Annotated in this window: 17 protein-coding genes; 3 read left to right on the top strand and 14 right to left on the bottom strand. The window is 67.5% G+C overall.

Annotation, left to right across the window (positions count from 1 at the left end; genetic code table 11):
• Position 1: 1 nt before the first annotated feature.
• The 4 genes from R4823_RS14240 to R4823_RS14255 form a co-directional block, all read right to left on the bottom strand.
• Positions 2-1606, bottom strand: coding sequence for a carboxyl transferase domain-containing protein (locus R4823_RS14240; protein WP_087840032.1), 1605 nt, complete (start codon positions 1604-1606; stop codon positions 2-4).
• Between the two features lie 12 nt (positions 1607-1618).
• Positions 1619-1945, bottom strand: coding sequence for a hypothetical protein (locus R4823_RS14245; RefSeq protein WP_087840031.1), 327 nt, complete (start codon positions 1943-1945; stop codon positions 1619-1621).
• A gap of 11 nt (positions 1946-1956) precedes the next feature.
• Complete coding sequence (locus R4823_RS14250) at positions 1957-3333, bottom strand: acyclic terpene utilization AtuA family protein (protein ID WP_338615224.1); 1377 nt, start codon at positions 3331-3333, stop codon at positions 1957-1959.
• 138 nt (positions 3334-3471) lie between these two features.
• On the bottom strand, positions 3472-4359 hold the full coding sequence (locus tag R4823_RS14255) for a LysR family transcriptional regulator (RefSeq protein ID WP_279819374.1): 888 nt from the start codon (positions 4357-4359) through the stop codon (positions 3472-3474).
• A 184-nt stretch (positions 4360-4543) separates the two neighbouring features.
• Here R4823_RS14255 and R4823_RS14260 point away from each other — a divergent pair, with 184 nt between their 5' ends.
• Complete coding sequence (locus tag R4823_RS14260; protein ID WP_279819411.1) at positions 4544-5725, top strand: YbfB/YjiJ family MFS transporter; 1182 nt, start codon at positions 4544-4546, stop codon at positions 5723-5725.
• On the opposite strand, the gene R4823_RS14265 is transcribed toward R4823_RS14260, so the two are convergent.
• The 3 genes from R4823_RS14265 to R4823_RS14275 form a co-directional block, all read right to left on the bottom strand.
• Complete coding sequence (locus tag R4823_RS14265) at positions 5635-6690, bottom strand: glycosyltransferase family 9 protein (RefSeq protein WP_132978811.1); 1056 nt, start codon at positions 6688-6690, stop codon at positions 5635-5637. The genes R4823_RS14260 and R4823_RS14265 overlap by 91 nt on opposite strands.
• 77 nt (positions 6691-6767) lie before the next feature.
• Positions 6768-7634, bottom strand: a complete 867-nt coding sequence (locus R4823_RS14270; protein WP_087840027.1) for a glycosyl transferase — start codon at positions 7632-7634, stop codon at positions 6768-6770.
• Positions 7635-7647: 13 nt separating this feature from the next.
• Positions 7648-8577 carry a hypothetical protein gene (locus tag R4823_RS14275; protein ID WP_087840026.1) on the bottom strand — a complete coding sequence of 310 codons (930 nt, stop codon included), beginning with the start codon at positions 8575-8577 and terminating at the stop codon, positions 7648-7650.
• Positions 8578-8706: 129 nt separating this feature from the next.
• Between R4823_RS14275 and R4823_RS14280 the strand changes: the two genes are divergently transcribed.
• Positions 8707-9396, top strand: a complete 690-nt coding sequence (locus R4823_RS14280) for a glycosyltransferase (RefSeq protein ID WP_087840025.1) — start codon at positions 8707-8709, stop codon at positions 9394-9396.
• Here R4823_RS14280 and R4823_RS14285 read toward each other — a convergent pair.
• From R4823_RS14285 to R4823_RS14300, 4 genes are read right to left on the bottom strand one after another with little or no spacing between them, the layout of a single operon-like run.
• Positions 9377-10132 carry a membrane-anchored protein gene (locus tag R4823_RS14285; protein WP_087840264.1) on the bottom strand — a complete coding sequence of 252 codons (756 nt, stop codon included), beginning with the start codon at positions 10130-10132 and terminating at the stop codon, positions 9377-9379. The two genes, R4823_RS14280 and R4823_RS14285, sit on opposite strands and share 20 nt — an antisense overlap.
• Positions 10133-10149: 17 nt before the next feature.
• Complete coding sequence (locus R4823_RS14290) at positions 10150-10887, bottom strand: SDR family NAD(P)-dependent oxidoreductase (protein ID WP_338615225.1); 738 nt, start codon at positions 10885-10887, stop codon at positions 10150-10152.
• An 18-nt stretch (positions 10888-10905) separates the two neighbouring features.
• A complete protein-coding gene (locus R4823_RS14295) occupies positions 10906-12246 on the bottom strand; it encodes a type II toxin-antitoxin system HipA family toxin (RefSeq protein WP_279819367.1) in 1341 nt (446 codons plus the stop codon).
• A gap of 1 nt (position 12247) precedes the next feature.
• Positions 12248-12511 (bottom strand): helix-turn-helix transcriptional regulator, encoded by a 264-nt coding sequence (locus tag R4823_RS14300; protein ID WP_279819365.1) that lies wholly within the window; start codon positions 12509-12511, stop codon positions 12248-12250.
• 429 nt (positions 12512-12940) lie between these two features.
• Here R4823_RS14300 and R4823_RS14305 point away from each other — a divergent pair, with 429 nt between their 5' ends.
• Positions 12941-13417 carry an AAC(3) family N-acetyltransferase gene (locus R4823_RS14305; protein ID WP_338615226.1) on the top strand — a complete coding sequence of 159 codons (477 nt, stop codon included), beginning with the start codon at positions 12941-12943 and terminating at the stop codon, positions 13415-13417.
• A gap of 154 nt (positions 13418-13571) precedes the next feature.
• Here R4823_RS14305 and R4823_RS14310 read toward each other — a convergent pair whose 3' ends face one another.
• Genes R4823_RS14310 through R4823_RS14320 form a run of 3 tightly spaced genes read right to left on the bottom strand, consistent with a single transcriptional unit; the run spans position 13572 to position 17336 of the window.
• Complete coding sequence (locus tag R4823_RS14310; RefSeq protein ID WP_087840020.1) at positions 13572-14927, bottom strand: MFS transporter; 1356 nt, start codon at positions 14925-14927, stop codon at positions 13572-13574.
• A gap of 36 nt (positions 14928-14963) precedes the next feature.
• On the bottom strand, positions 14964-15770 hold the full coding sequence (locus tag R4823_RS14315) for an enoyl-CoA hydratase-related protein (RefSeq protein ID WP_338615227.1): 807 nt from the start codon (positions 15768-15770) through the stop codon (positions 14964-14966).
• A 39-nt stretch (positions 15771-15809) separates the two neighbouring features.
• A complete protein-coding gene (locus tag R4823_RS14320) occupies positions 15810-17336 on the bottom strand; it encodes an AMP-binding protein (RefSeq protein ID WP_338615228.1) in 1527 nt (508 codons plus the stop codon).
• Between the last annotated feature and the right edge of the window lies 1 nt (position 17337).

A 17337-nucleotide genomic window follows, 5' to 3' on the forward strand; every position in this document is an offset into this window, starting at 1 on the left:
CCTACATCCTGAACACGCCGAAGCGTGTCGATTCCCGGGGACTGCCCGCCGCCAGCGCGAGGCCCAGCGTCAACCACGCGCGGGTGTCGGCCGGTTCGATCACGCTGTCCACCCACAGACGGGAAGCCGCGTACAGGGCCGTGCTCTCGGCGTCGTAGGCGGCCCGTACCGGCGCCTTGAACGCCTCGGCCTCCTCGGCGGAAAACGCCTTGCCCTGGCGCGCCAGTTGCTCGGCCCGCACCAGGGCCAGCACGGTGGCGGCCTGCTCGCCCCCCATCACCGACGTCCTCGCGTTCGGCCACATCGCCATCAGGCGCGGGCCGAAGGCACGCCCGCACATCGCATAGGCGCCGGCGCCGTAGCTTCCGCCTATGACCACGCTGAACTTGGGCACGCGGGCGGTCGCGACGGCGTTGACCATCTTGGCGCCGTCCTTGGCGATGCCTCCCTGCTCATACTGCACGCCAACCATGAAGCCGCTGATGTTGTGCAGGAACACCAGCGGGATGTTGTCCTGGCAGCACAGTTCGATGAAGTTGGCGGCCTTCTGCGCGCTCTGGCCGAACAGCACGCCGTCATTGGCCAGGACGCCGACCGGATACCCGCCTATCGCGCCCGTGCCGCACACCAGGCTGGCGCCGTAGCGTTCCCGGTAGGCGACGAATTCGCTGCCGTCCAGCAGCCGCGCCAGCACGTCGCGGACAGGGATGGCCTGCTTGGGGTTGGCGGGAATCAGCCCGGGCAGCTCGGCCGGATCATGGCGCGGCGGGACCGGGACACGCGGCGGCGCCGGCAAGGAGGCGGCCTGGCCGCGCGCCATGATGTCCCGTACCAGCGTCAGCGCGTGCAGTTCGTCATGGGCGAAATGATCGGCGACGCCGGACAGGCGCGTATGGATGTCGGCACCACCCAGCGCCTGCGCATCGACCAGTTCGCCGGTGGCCGCCTGCACCAGTTGCGGCCCGCCCAGGTAGATGGTGCCGGCCTGATCGACGATGACGGTCTCGTCGCACATCGCCGGTATGTAGGCGCCGCCCGCCGTGCACGCGCCCAGCACGGCCGCGACCTGCTTCAGGCCCAGGGCGGACATCTCGGCGATGTTGCGGAAGATCTTTCCGAAGTGGTGCTCGTCGGGAAAGATGTCCCCCTGCAGCGGCAGGTAGGCGCCGCCGGAATCGACCAGATAGACGCACGGCAGGCCGTTCTCGCGGGCGATGGCCTGCGCCCGCAACTGCTTCTTGATGGTGAGCGGATAGTAGGTGCCGCCCTTGACCGTGGCATCGTTGGCCATGATCACGCAGGCGCGGCCGGCCACCATCCCGACCCCGGTGATCATGCCCGCGCCCGGCGACTGGCCGTCGTACAGGCCCTCGGCCGCCAGTTGCCCGATTTCCAGGAACGGCGTCCCGGGATCCAGCAGGGTATTGATCCGTTCGCGCGGCAGCAACTTGCCGCGCGCAAGATGCGTCTGGCGCGCGCGTTCGCCGCCGCCCTCGATCGCGCGCCGGCGCGCGGCATCCAGCGGCGCGCGAAGTTCGGCGTAGGCCGCGGCGTTGGCGGCGAACTCCTTGCCGTCTGTGCGTGTACGGGAAGACAGGATGGCCATGGCGAACGATCGTCAGGAAAGGTTCTCGGCGCCGCGCACCGGCAGGCGCATCAAGGCATAGCCCAGCGACTTGCCGGTCTGGTCCAGCCGCAGGGTGCGCGTGGCGCCACCCCCGAGCGCATGGCGCATGACCACCACCACCGCGCCGATGTTGTCCATGGGATGGCACTCCACCTCGCCCTGCACCCAGTCGCCATAGAGCCGCTTCACATCGGCCGGCGTCACGCTGGCGCGCAGCCACGCATATTCCCTCGGGCCGCGGGCGACCAGGCCCACGGAGCAGACATCTCCCTTGTCCCCGGAGCGCACGTAGGCGATATCTTTCACTTGCAGCGTCATCGGCATGCTCCTCAAGCCACCAGGATCTCGGTCTTCTGTTCGACGGCGTCGCGCGGGATGAGCGTCGGCCACAGCGCGATGACGGGACGCGGCTTCATCGGCGTGCCGAACGAAGTGCCCCCCGGCCCCATGATCCACAGATTCGTCCCGGCGCGCCGCACCTTGTCGGCTTCCTCCTGGGTCTGCGTGCGCACCGCGCAGCGCAGGCCCACCTCGGGCAGTTCGTTGGCCCATTCCCGGCCGGGAAACGCCGCCGCGGGCCCGTGCAGGGTGTTCAGGCCGACGAGATCGAAATGCACCTGGTCGGCCGCCAGGCCCATCCGCTCGAAACGCTCGAGCAGGGTCTCGCGGGCCTTCATCGCGCGGTCGTAGGCGTTGGGCCACGGGAAAAAGGCCATCGTCTCTCCTATCCAGCCGTCCTGGTAGCCCACCACCATCTTCCACAACTCGGGCGCGGGCTCTCCCCGCATGCCGCTGACGCGCACGCGGTCCTGGCCTTGGTCATCCAGCCTGAGGGATGTGAAGTCGGCCACCGCGTCGGGCATCAGATAGCGCCGCGGATCGCCGATTTCGTAGACCAGGTGTTCCTTGACTGTCCACTGATCGACCCGGCCCCCGCTGCCCGCCAGCTTGGTCACGGTGGCATTCCCGGTTTCGTCCACTTCCAGTATGGGGAATCCGACCCGCCCCATGTGCGGCATTTCCAGGAACCGGGACGACATGCCGCCCGAGCAGCCCGCCGCGCACTCGACGATGTGCCCCAGCGTCACCGCCGCGGCATACCGATGCACGTGCGCCGCGTCGCGACGCCAGCCGAATTCGTGCGCCAACGGGCCGACATACAGCGCATTGTCCGACACCCGTCCGGCGATGACGACGTCGGCCCCGCCGGCCAGTCCCTCGCTTATCCCCGAACTGTCGGTATAGACGTTGGCGCAGACCACGCGATCGCGTATGGCCGCGAAATCCTCATCGCCGGTATCCAGATTGCGCAGCGGCACGCCTTGCGCGATCAATGCATCGAGCTTGCCCAGCATGTCGTCGCCCTCGACCAGTGCGACGCGGGCGCCGGCCATGCCCGCCTGGCGCGCGCCCTCGGCAATCCTGCCGGCCGCGGCACGCGGATTGACGCCGCCGCCGTTGGAGACCAGGCGCGTGCCGGCCGCCCGGGCCTTGGGCAACAACGCGATCATGGCCTGCACCGCATCCGGCACGTAGCCGGCGTCGGGCCGCTTCAGCTTCTGCCGCTGCAACAGCGCCATGGTCAGTTCGGCCAGATAGTCGAAGCACAGGTAGTCCAGGTTCGCCCGTTCCAGCAATTCTTCGGCGGGGTCCAGGGCATCGCCCCAGAAACCCGACCCGGCACCCATCCGCACGATGCGGCCCATATCTGCCTCCGCCTTCTAATTTCATTTTGTTTTATCTAATTTCATTATATTTTTATCCGGCGAAGGCGTCAAGCACGAGCTGCGGAGCTTCCGGGATCGCATCGCCTGGAGAACGCGCGGCCGGTGCCGCCCGATGTCCTACCGCCCGCCCCTGCCCCGGCCGTGGAACGCCCGGACCATCTCCAGGAACACCGTGGACGCGCTGGAGACGTAGCCGTCCCGGCGCCGGATGTACAAGGTCTCCACCCGCGCGAGTTCGCGTGGAATGCGGTGCAGGGAGACGCGCCCGGCCTTCGCCGCCGGCGCGGCCACTCCGCGCGGCAGCAAGGTCACGCCCACCCCGGCCGCAACGCAGCTCACGATGGCGTCGAGCGAACCGAACTCCAGCGGACGGGCGACGACGATGCCCATTGCGGCCAGCAGCGACTCGAGTCGCTGCCGATAGGAACACCCCAGCTGGAAAACGATGGTCTTCAGGTCGGGCACGCTTGCCAAGGACTTGATCGTGCGCAGGGCCGGACCGCCGACCAGCGCCAGTTCCTCGGTGAAGACGGCTTCCTGGTACAGGTCGGGATGCGTGACCGGACCGGCAACGAACGCGCCTTCCAGCCGGTATTCGACGACGTCCTGCACCAGCCGCGCGGTCGTGCCCGTGCGAAGCGACAGCCGGACCGCGGGATGGGCCTGCGCATAGGAACTGAGCACCGGCGCCAGGCGCAGCGCCGTGGTCGTCTCCAGTCCGCCCAGCGACAGGTTGCCGGCGGGCGTGCCGTCGTCCCCGGCGGCCGCCCGTATCTCGGCCGTCAACCGCGACATCCTGCCGACCAGGGGCAGGATGCGGTCTCCGGCGGGCGTGATCACCACGCCGCGGGCATGGCGTTCGAACAAGGGTACGCCCAGTTCTTCCTCCAGCGCCCGGATCCTGGCCGTGACGTTGGACTGGACGGTATGCAGCTCGGCCGCGGCCTTGTTCATGCTGCCATGCCGAGCCACGGCCTCGAAGGTTTTCAGATCAGCCAGGTCCATGCTTGCTTCCATTCCGAAGGGCGGCATGCAGCGTCATGCCAGCGCGCCGGGGCCGCCGAGACATATCTTTATTCCAGATAGCCATGATCTTATAAATTCGCTTCTTCAGATAAATGATAGCGCGTAGCCTTTTCCGGTCTGCATTACGGGAAAGGACATGGACGAGGAAGCCACCACCCTGACGATGAAGGTCGCTGGCGGCAATCGCGCGGCATGGGCCGTGCTTGCCGGCTTCTGCGCCAGCCTGGTCGGCATCGGCCTGGCCCGCTTCGCCTACACCCCTCTCCTGCCTGCCATCATCGGCGCCCGTTGGTTCGCGCCGTCCCTGGCCGCCTACCTGGGCGCGGCCAACCTGGCCGGCTATCTGGCGGGCGCGCTGGCTGGCCGGCCGCTGGCCGCCAAATGGTCGCCCGCCCCGGTCCTGCGCGGCATGATGTTGCTCGCGACGATCGCCTGCCTGGCCTGCGCGGTGCCGGTCTCTTTCGTCTGGTTCTTCGCCTGGCGCTTTCTGTCCGGACTTGCCGGCGGCGCGCTCATGGTGCTTGCCGCGCCCGCGGTGCTGCCCCTGGTGCCGCCTTCGCGCCGGGGACTCGCCGGCGGCGTCATCTTCATGGGGGTCGGCGTCGGCATCGTGCTGTCCGGAACACTGGTCCCCCTCTGGCTGCGACAAGGCATACGCGAGACCTGGCTGGGCCTGGCCGCCCTGTCCCTGTTGCTGTCCGCCCTGGCGTGGAAAGGCTGGCCCGCGCAGACGAGACCGGCCGCGGCCGAGCCCTCGCATCGCCGCCCCGCCGCACCGTCCCGCCCGCTACGTGCGTTGTACGTCGAGTATGCGCTCAACGCCGCGGGATGGGTGCCGCACATGATCTTCCTGGTCGATTTCGTGGCGCGAGGTCTCGGTCTCGGCCTGCAGGCGGGAGCGCACTACTGGGTGCTGTTCGGCATCGGCGCGAGTGCGGGCCCGGTCCTGGCCGGCATGCTGGCCGACCGGATCGGCTTCGGCCCGGCGCTGCGGGCCTCGTTTGCGCTGGAAGCAGTGGCCGTGCTCATCCCGGCACTGGGCCTGGGGGCAGCCTGGCTGGCGGCTTCCAGCGTGATCGTGGGCGCTTTCGTGACCGGCACCGTGCCGCTGGTGCTGGGCCGTGTGCACGAGTTGCTGGTCCACCACCCTACTCTGCAGGGCCCGGCCTGGCAGACCGCCACGGTGGGCTTCGCCCTGTTCCAGGCACTGGCCGCCTACGGACTGTCCTTCCTGTTCGCCCACGACGGCGGCGACTATGCCCGGCTTTTCGTCATCGGGGCCTGCGCGATGGGGTTGGCATTGATCATCGACTTGTTCGTCATCCGCTCGCCCGCAGGCCCCTGATCGAATGCCAGTACGGCTTCCGACACCCGCCGGCGCAGCCGCTCGACCGCTGCGTCGACCTTGCGAACCGACAGCAGATACTTCCACGAATGTTCCCGCAGCCATCGACCGGGCATCAGCGGCGGCGCGGTGACAGCCAGGCTCAGCGCCCAGCCGGGCGCCCAGCGCACCGCGATGCGCGGCCGCATCGCGAGCGACACGGCGGGCACGCCCACGTTGGAGGCCAGGTGCGCCAGGCCCGAGTCATTCCCGACGAAAATGCGCGCCGTTGCAAGCCAGCGAGCCAGATCGTCCAGGGATTCGTGCGAGACCAGGCGAAAGCCCTGCGCCTCGACCCATTCCCATTGCGCGTGCTCGCGGGGAGCCACCACGAAACTCGGATCGTAGCCCCGGGCCCGCAGCCGGCGGGCCAGTTTCAGGAAACGTCCGGGCAGCCATTGCTTCTGGATGTCGCTGGCCGTGGGATGGATGATCACCCGATTGCCGACGGCGGTCACGCCCACGTCGACCGGCACGACCAGGCCGTTGTCGCGCGTCAGGCCATCGAGCCCGAAGCAATGGCGGCACAGGTCCAGCTGTATGTCCACCATGGGCTTGACCTGTCGATACGTGGGCCACCTGTCCATGACCCACACTCGCGGATGCCAATCGCGCGCATCGTCCAGCACGTCGGATTCGTAGGCGTGCAGCATGACGTCGAAATGCTCGAGCCGGTTCCGCGCCTGCGCCGCATGCAGCTCGGGCTCGATGCGAAAACCGGGAAACCACTTGCGCATGGCGTGCAGGTGGCGGCTGAAGACCGTGACATCGATCCCATGGCGGACGAGATTGTTGGCGACCACCATCGAGATGAGCGTGTCGCCGATGCGCGGCGACATCACGAAGGCGACAGACCAGCCTTGCTGAATGGGATGACGGGGATGGTTGATGGCAGCCCCCTTGTGCAGTGGTACGGGTCGATGCAATCGACTCTACTCTGCCGCCCCGTACGACTTGTTTTTTATCGTAACCAAATCGTCACGGGATATTCGCAAGAGAGCGATCAATCCGCCATGCCGCCCAGTCCCAGGCGCGACCAGAGCGAGCGTTTGCGGGTGCGGTGGTTGCCGGCATAGTCGCGTTGGGTGGCTTTCATCATGTCGCCGAATGGCGACGGCGACCGATAGTCGTCGAGCGCGTAGCCCGCGGACAGCGCTTCGCGATAGCAGGCATCGAAAAGCTCGGCCAGGTCGGCCCTGGGGTGCGGCAGCACCCGGCCGTCGAACCAGTGCCGGCGGCCTTCCCGCTCCAGCCTGGGGAATGCGTATTTGTGGCTGAACTGCGTCCCCATGTCCGAATAGTGCAGGATGCGAATCGCATGAAGCGGCTTTCCCTCGCCATCGATATTGTTGTAGTCCGAGTGCATCGACTCGATCAACTCGGGATGTCCGGAGAAATAGCGCATCATGCGCTGGTGCGAATCGGGCTCGGCGCGCAGGCGCTCGATGGATGGCAGGTGGGGCCGCGCGGCGGCGCAATCCCACACCGTCACGCAAAAACGCCACGATGTCTTGCGCCCCTTGCCGGTAAGCACCTTGCCGGCGTCCAGCGGCATCCGCCAGAGTTCGGCCAGGTCGCACAGCACCACCATGTCGGTGTCCAGGTAGATGGCCCGGCCCTCGTAGCCGCAGAACGCCGGCACGCCCCAGCGGAAACCCGAGAACGGCGTGGCCCACGCCTGCGTGCGCCAGCCCCGCCCCTGCCCGGGATCGGCATGCCAGAAACTGGCCGGATCCCTCGACAGCCGCATCCACTCGATGTCGATGGGCAGCGAGCAGTGCTTGCGCGCGCTGTATTCCAGCACCATCATCTGCTCGAGATCGCAGTCGTTCGGATCGCATCCGACGAAAAGCCTGATCCTGTCTTCCATATGGTCCTCGGCATCAACTCCCGGCCAGCGCGCGCCAGTCCCGTTGCTGGAACGGGTCACCCGACAGCGCGCCATCCGGAGACAGGTTGACGATACGCACGCCCGATTCGCGCAGCAGCGACGCCGCCCTGTTGAACGACGGCAGGATGTGGCCGGACAGGTACTGGTCGAGCGTGGTGGGAAGGCGGTCGGCGAGCGATTCGTAGAAGCGGCCCGCGGCGGCCGCGTTGCGCAGGTCCACGCCATGCAGCACGATTTCGGCGTACCCCAGCCAGGCCATGATCTGGAGAGCGGTGTAGGCCACGGTGCCGACGTCGAACACGCCCTTGCGGATGTCGCGGCTGAATCCCAGCGCGCGGTCGAGATCGAAAATAGCCAGTTCGTGCTCCGGATGTTCGCGCCGTACCTGCGCCATGGTCCGCGCCGGCAACAGCGCGCGCCGCTGGGGATTCTCGACCAGGAACAGCCGGCAGCGCAACGCCTCGGGAGGCATCCGTTGCAGGACATGCCACAGGCACAAAGGCGTGGTGAACAGCAGCAGCTCCTGCTCCACGACCCGGCGGACCAGTTCGGGACGGGCCCGCACGAAGCCCGTGTCGTTGAAGCAGTAGTAATCGAAGCGTACGGCATGACGGTCGAGCAGCGCGATGGCGCCGTTCACCCCCATCACGCCGGACAAGGACAGGCGGCCGTAGTCGATGTCATTGATCGACGGGCCGCTGGCGATGATGTGCCCCGTTCCGGACGCGCTTGCCCGGGCCACGCTCGCATTGGCCAATGGCAGTGGCCGGCGCCGGTACGAATAGCCGACCACATGGCCGTCGGCGTCGCGTTCCACCGCCACGTGCGGCCACAGGCGCTCGTTGTGGCGCTGGCCGGGACCGTGGGTGTAGCGGTACAGCAGCTTCAGCGCGGTATTGGCGAATCGGCGGGCGACGGGCATGCGGCCAATTGTTTGCCCATCGCGCACGAATGTCGAGCCGGCGTCTGTTTCTTATGAAACGTTGTGATACGCCCGGCCGAGCCGCGGCCCGGTACAACATGGGTTCCGCAGAACTCGACCCGGCCGGCCATGATAGAAACTGCCCGCATCTACATAGGTTTCGACAGCAAGGAAGTCGCCGCCTATCACGTGCTGTGTCAGAGCATCCTGGAAAAGAGCTCCATCCCCGTTTCCGTCACCCCGGTCGCCCTGGATCACCTGGAAGGCGTCTTCGCCCGGGAACGCAATCCGCTCCAGTCGACCGAGTTCTCGTTCTCTCGCTTCCTGGTGCCTTACCTGAGCGGTTTCCAGGGCTGGTCCCTGTTCATCGATTGCGACACGCTGGTGCGCACGGACATCGCGGAACTCTGGGCCTTGCGGGACGAGCGCTTTGCCGCGATGTGCGTCAAGCACGACTACCGTCCCAGAAGCGAAACCAAGTTCCTGGGACAGGTCCAGTCCAGGTACGAGAAGAAGAACTGGTCCAGCGTCCTGCTCTTCAACAATGCGAAATGCCGCAGGCTCGATCCCTACTATGTGAACACGGCGACCGGGCTGGACCTGCACCAGTTCAAGTGGCTCGAATCGGAAGACCTCATCGGCGACCTCCCCGCCGCATGGAACTGGCTGGTCGCCGAATACGACTACCGTTCCGACGCCAAACTGGTGCATTTCACCACCGGCGGCCCTTACTTCGACGAACACAGGAACGACGACTACGCGGACGAGTGGTTCTCCACCCGCGAGCGTCTCCTGCACGTCAGGCAGCGCGGCCGGTGACGCACGCCGCGCGCTCCGCGTTCCACAAGGGAATTCCCGTGGCGCGCGACACCTGCGGATCGGCGGTGAATACCGGCCGCCCCGCATCGAGCAGGCGTTGCAGGATGATCCGGTCCATGCGCACGTGCAGCCGCGCCAGGCCCGCATCGTTGTAGGCGTGTCCGGCCGAACCCGGATCGATGCCGGCGATGATGACGGCAGGAGCGCCGTGATGCAGCGCATACAGCACGGCGTTGATGCCGTTCGAGCACTTCGACTCGGCGTCGATCTCCAGGGAATGCAGGCCCGCGACCCTGTCGAGCAGCGCCATGCGCTCATAGCGGTCGACGATGTAGAGGTGGTCGTAGCGGTAATCGAACGACGCCAGCCCGCGCTCCAGCCGCTCGCGTTCGTTCTTGCGCCATAGCAGCACGTAGAGCGCGCGCGTCCGCCGCCCGCTCAGGACCCGCCGGACCTCCCGCGCATTGTGCGTCGTGCCCTCGATCTGGTTGAACATCATCATCGTGATGTCGGGCACCTCGATGCCCCAGCGCGCGGCCACGGACTGGGATCCGTTCACGGTGATGACGGTATAGCGCCCATCCAGGCCCTCCGGCCGGTTGGCCTGCGGCGCGGAGCCGACCACGACCACCGGACCCGTGATGTCGAAAGGCAAAGGCGGCGGCGCGGGCCGGGTCAGGCGGTACTTCATCCATCGATACAGGCGCTTCTTCGCATCGATCAATTGTTGCCGCATCGTGCTTTCCGCCATCGTCAGGCCTCGGGCAGCGCGATGCCCGTCGCCCGTTCCAGCTCGCGCAGCAATTCGTCCTGGAAAGCCGCGTCGAGCGCGGCGGGATGCGGATCGAGCCGCTGCTGGTGGTGCCAGTATCCGCCGCTCGCGCCGGCGCGCGGGTCCGTGCCGGCAGCCAGCCACTCCTGGGTCAGGTGGCCCAGGCGCAGGTCGCCGGGCGCATTGGGGCCTCCCATCTTGGTCGGCACCCACCCCGGATCGACCGCGCTGCTGACAACGCCCGGCCACAGCCGGGCCACCGCCATCGCCAGCGCCGTCACAAACAGCTTGCTGTCCGAGTAGGACGCCGACTCGCCATGCCCGCGCCAATCCAGGCCGTCCAGTTGGGGACGGCCGTCGAAATGCATGCCGCTGCTCAGGTACACCAGGCGATCCGGCCGGGCGATGAGCGCCGTCAACACATAGGGCGCGACCACATTGACCGGCAGTATGTGCCGCCCGGTATAGACCCCGGCGTTGTGGATGACCGCATCCATCCGCCCCAGGCGGTTGACCTGGCCGGCGACGTCCTCGGCCTGCCCCGGGTCCGACAGATCGCCGGCCACCACCCGGGCGCCCCGGCTCACCAGGTCCTGCACCGCATCGAGCCGCTGCCGACCGCGCACGTGAAGCACGACCTCGTGGCCGTCCGCGAGCAGCGTGCCGGCCGCGGCCTTGCCCAGCCCGTCGGCCGAGCCCGTGATGAAGATTCGAGACATTGCCAGCTCCTATGGGAATCAGGACACCATTGCCGCCAGCGCATCGGCGGCCCGTTGCAGCCCGCCCAGGATGGTGTCCGCGACACGCGGCGAAAAATCCCGGGGCAGCGCCGCGTGGGCCTCGGCGATGGCCGCGGGGGTACGCGACAGGATTTCTTCGATGATCGGCCCGGCCGTCGGCGCATAGCCAACCTTCCGTGCCGTACTGTCGAAATGCCGGCGCTGGATGCCGTGCATCTCATAGTGCCGGTTCTTGCCCAGCAACGCCATCGCCAGCTTGATTTCGCGGCTGGACCATTGATTGGCCCCCTCGCCCAGCACCGGGTAGGCCGACATCACGTCGTACAGCCTGGTCAGCCGGAAGCGACCGCGCGGCAGGAGATGAATGCTGAAATTCTTGGCGTGGCCGTCGGGCGCGCGCAACAGCCAGAACAGCACTTGCGCGGCCATCAATGTCTTCATGTCGGCATCGGGGCTCACCGACTGCCGCAGCGTGGCGAACAGGGTCTTGAGCCCCGGCCCGCCCTCGTTTTCGTACTTGCGCAGCGGCGGGCATCCGGCCACCTGGCAGAAATCCTCCTGCGGCAGCCGCATGATCCACCGGCCGTCCGGCGCGACGCGCCGGTCGAAACGCTCGACGACCAGCACGCGCTGCCTGCCGAAGGTCGCGATGTCGGCATGGGCGGCATCCAGCCCATAGGCCTTGAGCAGCCGCAGGCACAGCCATTCGTTGTCGACCGAGGTGGTGAAATCCGCCCGCCGGCCGCCCATCAGTCCCAGCGGCAGCTTGAAGATGTGGGTGGTGGGAGTGGCGCCGCGCGGCGCGTGCCATCGGCCGTCCCACCACAGGAAAGCGGTCTTCTCCTGCGCGCCCGCCAGTGAAATGCGGAAGTCGGCATCCGGATCCCCCTGGGCGCCGAAGGCGCGCGGCGACACCGTCTCGATCAGATGCCGCTCGATGTCCTCGTCGGACAAGGGCACGCCTTCAATGCGGTCGTGGCCGTCCGGCGTCTCGTGCTCGTCCAGTATCTGCACCGCTCCCACGCAGTCGCTGCCGACTGCCTTCAGGAGATCGAAGGGATCCGTCGAACCGGTCCGGAAGCGCTCGGCCACGCGCCTGCGGATCACGTCGCTGTCGGGCAGGAGGTTGTCGAAATAGTTGGCGACCCTCTCGCCCTTCAGGGGCAGGCCGTGCAGGTTGAACGGCAGCGACAGCGAAAGCGGCCGGCCGATGTCGGCCCCCGTCCAATCCGGGTCGTAATGCAGTTCCATTTCTCCTCTCGCGGGGATCGTCCAGCGGCCGACGCGGATGCCGTTGGCCCAGATGAACAGGCTGCGGCCATGCGATCGACGACCCATGTCACCAGTCCGCGTGTACAGTGGACGGTGGCGCCTGGCCGCCGCGCGGCCCCAGGGTCAATTCCAGCCCGAGCGCGGCGCACCAGGCCAACAGCTGCTCCAGGCTCAGCTCATGGGCGTGCAGTTCCAGGTGGGACACCCGCGACTGGCTCAGGCCGATGCGGCCGGCCAGGGCAGACTGGGTCATCCCCTGGGATTTGCGCGCGGCCTGCAGCACCGTGCCCAGTTGCGTGGCGGTCGCCAGGACTTGAGGTGACATGGACATGGCAAATACCTGAAATCCGAATAAATTCATAATATTTGCGGTACAGGTATATGTCAATTATCTGAAGTTCAAATATTTCCCGATTGTTCTTTCCATGACCGAGCACGCCGCCATCATCGCCACGCCCCAGCCACGCACCCGGGAAACCCTGGCCGCCGACCTGTCACGGCTGGGAGTCGCCCCCGGCATGACCCTGCTCGTACATTGCGCCATGAGCCGGCTCGGCTGGGTCTCGGGGGGAGCCGAGACCGTCGTGCGTGCCCTGCTCGATGCCGTGGGCCCGGCCGGCACGCTGGTGATGCCCGCGCAATCATCGCAGTTGAGCGATCCCGCCAACTGGCGGGCGCCCGCCGTCCCGCCCGCCTGGATAGCCACGATCCGGGCCACGCTGCCGCCGTTCGACCCGCGCCCCCCCCCCCGACCCGCAGCATGGGCGCGGTGGCGGAACTGTTCCGGACCTGGCCCGGAGCCCGCCGCAGCCCCCACCCCCTGTGCTCCTTCGCCGCGCTGGGCCCGCTGGCCGGATCGATCACCGCCACCCACGCCCTGGAAGATCCTTTCGGCCACGGCGGGCCGCTGGGGCGCCTGTACCGGGAACGCGCCGGCATCCTGCTGCTGGGCGCCGGCTTCGGTGCATGCACGGCCTTCCACATGGCCGAGACCCTGGCCTCGCCCCCGCCGCCCAGGATCGCCGAAGGCGCCCCGCTATGGGTGGACGGCCAGCGGCGCTGGGTGGCCTTCGACCTGCCCGCCGGCGATGCGGACCGTTTCCCGGCCCTGGGCGAGACGCTCGTCCGGCTGGGCCTGGCCAGGACTGGGCAGGTCGGCTCCGCGTCCTGTCACCTGCTGGACCTGCGGGCGGCGGTAGATGCGGCGGCCAGACTCATGACGGAAACACCCCGCTGAACCCGGGCCGGAATTTTTTTCCGCCACCGATCCGTTTCCCCTGTCCGATTCGTCTTGGGAGTACCGGACACAGCCATGCCGGTTCCAACCCGAAGGAATCTCCGCCATGGCCACCGCCCCGCAGCAGCCCGTCACCCTTCCTGCGCCTCCGGGCCTAGTCGAACTGGCCCTGGGTCTCGGGCGAGACCTTGGCGCCCACCAGGTAGACCACCGCCAGCAAGGCCGAGGTGATGGCCAGGACGTGGGGAATGTCCTGCGGCGAGCCGCTCAGCAGCGAGACCACCGTGGGCATCATGCCGCCGACGGCGAAGCCGATGTTCCAGGACAACCCCGTGCCGCTGGCGCGCATCTTGGCCGGGAAGCGTTCGTTCAGGAAGATCATGACCGGCGCGATGATGGCCCCGCCAAGCAGGGCGATGGCCGAGGCGATCATCGTGATCTGTAGCAGGGACGCGGGCTTGGCGATGAGCAGGAACAGGTACGGCAGCAGTACCAGGCAGAAGACGCCCAGCGCATAGAACGTCTTCTTGCGGCCGATGACGTCGCTCAGGGCGCCGAAGGCCAGCGCGCCGACGATCGTTCCCACCGAGCTGATCATCAGGATCAGCGCCGAGCTCTCGTGCGGCACGTTCGCCACCAGCTTCAGCAGCGTCGGCAGATAGCCCGCGGTGATGTAGTAGGTCGCGCCGCCGCCGAAGGTGATCAGCAGGTTGACCAGCAGCACGTTGCGATACTCGCCCGCGAACAGCGTCTTGAGCGGCGAAGCCTGCCTGGCCGCCCCGTCCTTCTGCCTGGCCCGCTCGGCCTGGATCTTCTTGAAGGAAGGTGTCTCGTCCAGCAGCCTGTACATCACCAGGCCGAAGACGGTGCTGATCAGGCCCGAGAAGAACATGACGCGCCAGCCGATCTGGTCGAAACGGTCGCCGGGGAAGACGTAGGACAGCGCGAAGTACACGATGGAGGCCATCAGGGCGCCCATGCCTGCGCCGCCGCTGCCGACCAGTCCCGACATCAGGCCACGGTGGCGCGGCGCGATCGACTCCGTGCCTATCGTATGCGTCGAGGCCACGATGCCGCCCACGAACAAACCCTGCACGATGCGCAATACCAGGAAGACGATGGGAGCGATCACCCCGGCCTGGTGGATGGTCGGCAGCAGGCCGAATGCCGCCGTGCTCAGCCCCACGCCCACCATCGAGATCATCAGCGCACGCTTGCGGCCGTGCTTGTCGGCATAGGCGCCGAACACGGCCGACCCCAGGGGCCGCACCAGCAGCGCCACCGCGAACGAGGCATAGACCGCGGCCAGCGACAGGGTGGGCTTGTCCGAAGGAAAGAACAGCCGCCCGATGATGGGCGCCACATACAGCAGGATGAACAGGTCGAACAGGTCCAGCGCCCATCCGAAGGTGGACGCCAGGCCCGCCATGAAGGCCTTGCGCGACTGCGCGGGGTCGGCGGCCGAGTCGCGCGGTCCCGCGCCCGGAACGGTATCCGTGGTCGTATTCATGATGTCTCCGTTATTGGAATCGTGCAGCGTTCCGGCTTAGCGGCCCGTCCACTGCGGTTTACGCTTGGCGTGGAATGCCTCGACGCCTTCGCGGAAATCCTCGGATGTGCGCAGGCGGCTGTAGCAGTGCCCCTCGAGCTCGATGGCGATGGACACCGGCGAGTCCTCCGAATCGTTCAGCAGCTTCTTGACCGTGCGCTGGGCCAGCGGCGAGAAACCACGCAGTTCGTCCACCAGCCTGTCGGTGGCGGCCTCGAGCTGGTCATCGGCCACGCACTCGACCACGAAGCCCCAGTCGTAGGCCTGCTGGCCCGGAATGCGGCGCGAGCGCATCACGACGTCCTTGGTGCGGGCGATGCCGATCATGCTTTGCAGGCGCGCCGATCCCCCCGATCCGGGAATCTGCCCCAGCTTCTGCTCGGGCAGCGCGTACTGCGCCGTGACGCTGGCGATACGGAAATCGCAGGCAAGCGAGATCTCGAATCCCACGCCGAAGCAGTAGCCCCGGTTGGCGGCGATCACCGGCTTGGAGCAGCGGGCCGGCGCGGCGATGTTCCAGGCCAGCTTGGAAACGTGTTCGGGACTGGCCTCCAGGAAGCCGCGGATGTCGCCGCCGCTGGAGAAGTGCTCGCCTTCGGCGCGCAGCACGATCACGCGCACGCGCGGGTCCTCGTCCAGCGCCTCGAACACCAGGCGCAGTTGTTCGCGCTCGTGCATGGTGATGATGTTGAACGGAGGACGCTTCAGGACAATGTCGGCGCGCTCGCGCTCCGCGTCGACGATGACGTCGAAGCCATCGAGTTGTTCGAGCAGGCTGTGGGCCGGATGATTGAGCTTGGGCATGGAGATATCCTTCATTGGGTCATGCACGGGATTTCGGAATCAGGAACGGTCCGGCTCGAATTCGCCGGCCGTCAGCTTGCGGCGCAGGATCTTCCCCACGGGGGACTTGGGAATCTCGCTGACGAAGACGTATTCCCGCGGACGCTTGAAATTGGCGAGATCGGTGCCGCGGCAATACGCATCCAGCGTCTCGCCGTCGACGGCCTCCTTGCGCTTGATGAAGGCGACGACGCGTTGGCCCCAGCGCTCGTCGCGCAGGCCCGCGACGGCGACCTCGTCCACGCCGGGATGCAGGGACAACACCGACTCGATGTCGACCGGCGAGATGTTCTCGCCGCCGCTGATGATCATGTCGTCCACCCGCCCGGTCACGTGCAGTTCGCCGTCCTCGTCCAGATAGCCCGTGTCGCCGGTGAAATACCAGCCGCCGTGCAGCGACTTGGCGTTGGCGTCGGGCCGGTTCCAATAGCCTTCGAACGCCTCGTCCCCGGCCAGGTCGGCGATGATCTGCCCCTCCGTTCCACGCGGCGCGAGATCGTCGGGATCAGTCGTCTCCAGCCGCACCAGGCGCAGGCGCGTGTTGATGCCCGCGCGTCCGGCGCTGCCGGGCTTGCTGCGCGCATCGGGGTTGACCGCCATGGTGTAGACCTCGGAGCTGCCGTAGTGATTGACGAACAGCTCGGGCCGGAACGCCTCGTCCAGGCGCAGCAGCAGCGCGTCGTGCATGGGCGCGCCGGCGAAGCCGAGCTTGCGGACGCTGGAGATGTCGGTGCTTGCGAAATCGGCGTGCGCCAGCAGGTCGTGGTAGAGCGTCGGCACCAGGTACAGGTTGCTGACCCGCTCACGCTGGATCAGCGCCAGCGCGGTTGCCGGCGAGAAGCGCGGCAGGCACACGAAACACCCGTCCACCAGCGCCATGGCCAGCAACGACCGCACTCCCATGGTGTGATAGAGCGGCATCACGCCCAGCGTGCGCTCGCCTATCCCGTACTGGTTCTGCGCCACGTGGCCCAGCGCGGCCGCGCGCTCCTGGCGATGCCGGCGCGGCACGCCCTTGGGCTTGCCGGTCGTCCCCGACGTGTAGAGCATCAGCGAGATGTCGTCCGCCGTGGCGCGCGGGCCGGCCGTCCAGGGCCGGGCGGCAAGCAGGCCGTCGTATGCATGGGTCGCGTGGGCGTCCGCGCCGACCACGATGCGCGGCACGCCGGCCGCCTCGGCGGCCTGCGCCACGGCTTGCGCGCTGGCCTCTTCGTAGACGATAGCCCTGGCCGAGGCGTCGACCAGGCAGTAGTCGATTTCCTCGGGCTTGGCGCGCCAGTTCAGGGGCGTGACGATCACCCCGAGGAACTGGCAGGCCCAGTGCAGCGTCGCCATTTCCAGGCGGTTCTGCAGGACCACGAGCAGATGGTCGCCATGCCCGAGCCCCAGGTCATCCAGCCCTTGCGCCACGCGCAGGATCTGCCCCAGCCACTCGGCGTAGGTCAGGCGGATCTCGCCTTCCACGGCCGCGATCGCCTCCGGGTTGCGCTCCACGCTCTGCAAGAATGTACGTCCCAAATCCAGCATC

Origin of the sequence: Pigmentiphaga sp. CHJ604 (assembly GCF_036972535.1) — a bacterium.
Lineage (GTDB): Bacteria > Pseudomonadota > Gammaproteobacteria > Burkholderiales > Burkholderiaceae_B > Pigmentiphaga > Pigmentiphaga daeguensis.

Excerpts from the sequence above, each read along its gene's own strand:
- R4823_RS14310 (WP_087840020.1), bottom strand. The coding sequence starts at position 14,927 with ATGAATACGACCACGGATACCGTTCCGGGCGCGGGACCGCGCGACTCG.
- R4823_RS14290 (WP_338615225.1), bottom strand. The coding sequence starts at position 10,887 with ATGTCTCGAATCTTCATCACGGGCTCGGCCGACGGGCTGGGCAAGGCC.
- R4823_RS14300 (WP_279819365.1), bottom strand. The coding sequence starts at position 12,511 with ATGTCCATGTCACCTCAAGTCCTGGCGACCGCCACGCAACTGGGCACG.
- R4823_RS14280 (WP_087840025.1), top strand. The coding sequence starts at position 8,707 with ATGATAGAAACTGCCCGCATCTACATAGGTTTCGACAGCAAGGAAGTC.
- R4823_RS14250 (WP_338615224.1), bottom strand. The coding sequence starts at position 3,333 with ATGGGCCGCATCGTGCGGATGGGTGCCGGGTCGGGTTTCTGGGGCGAT.
- R4823_RS14255 (WP_279819374.1), bottom strand. The coding sequence starts at position 4,359 with ATGGACCTGGCTGATCTGAAAACCTTCGAGGCCGTGGCTCGGCATGGC.
- R4823_RS14240 (WP_087840032.1), bottom strand. The coding sequence starts at position 1,606 with ATGGCCATCCTGTCTTCCCGTACACGCACAGACGGCAAGGAGTTCGCC.
- R4823_RS14320 (WP_338615228.1), bottom strand. The coding sequence starts at position 17,336 with ATGCTGGATTTGGGACGTACATTCTTGCAGAGCGTGGAGCGCAACCCG.
- R4823_RS14295 (WP_279819367.1), bottom strand. The coding sequence starts at position 12,246 with ATGGGTCGTCGATCGCATGGCCGCAGCCTGTTCATCTGGGCCAACGGC.
- R4823_RS14285 (WP_087840264.1), bottom strand. The coding sequence starts at position 10,132 with ATGCGGCAACAATTGATCGATGCGAAGAAGCGCCTGTATCGATGGATG.
- R4823_RS14260 (WP_279819411.1), top strand. The coding sequence starts at position 4,544 with ATGAAGGTCGCTGGCGGCAATCGCGCGGCATGGGCCGTGCTTGCCGGC.
- R4823_RS14275 (WP_087840026.1), bottom strand. The coding sequence starts at position 8,577 with ATGCCCGTCGCCCGCCGATTCGCCAATACCGCGCTGAAGCTGCTGTAC.
- R4823_RS14315 (WP_338615227.1), bottom strand. The coding sequence starts at position 15,770 with ATGCCCAAGCTCAATCATCCGGCCCACAGCCTGCTCGAACAACTCGAT.
- R4823_RS14245 (WP_087840031.1), bottom strand. The coding sequence starts at position 1,945 with ATGACGCTGCAAGTGAAAGATATCGCCTACGTGCGCTCCGGGGACAAG.
- R4823_RS14305 (WP_338615226.1), top strand. The coding sequence starts at position 12,941 with ATGGGCGCGGTGGCGGAACTGTTCCGGACCTGGCCCGGAGCCCGCCGC.
- R4823_RS14270 (WP_087840027.1), bottom strand. The coding sequence starts at position 7,634 with ATGGAAGACAGGATCAGGCTTTTCGTCGGATGCGATCCGAACGACTGC.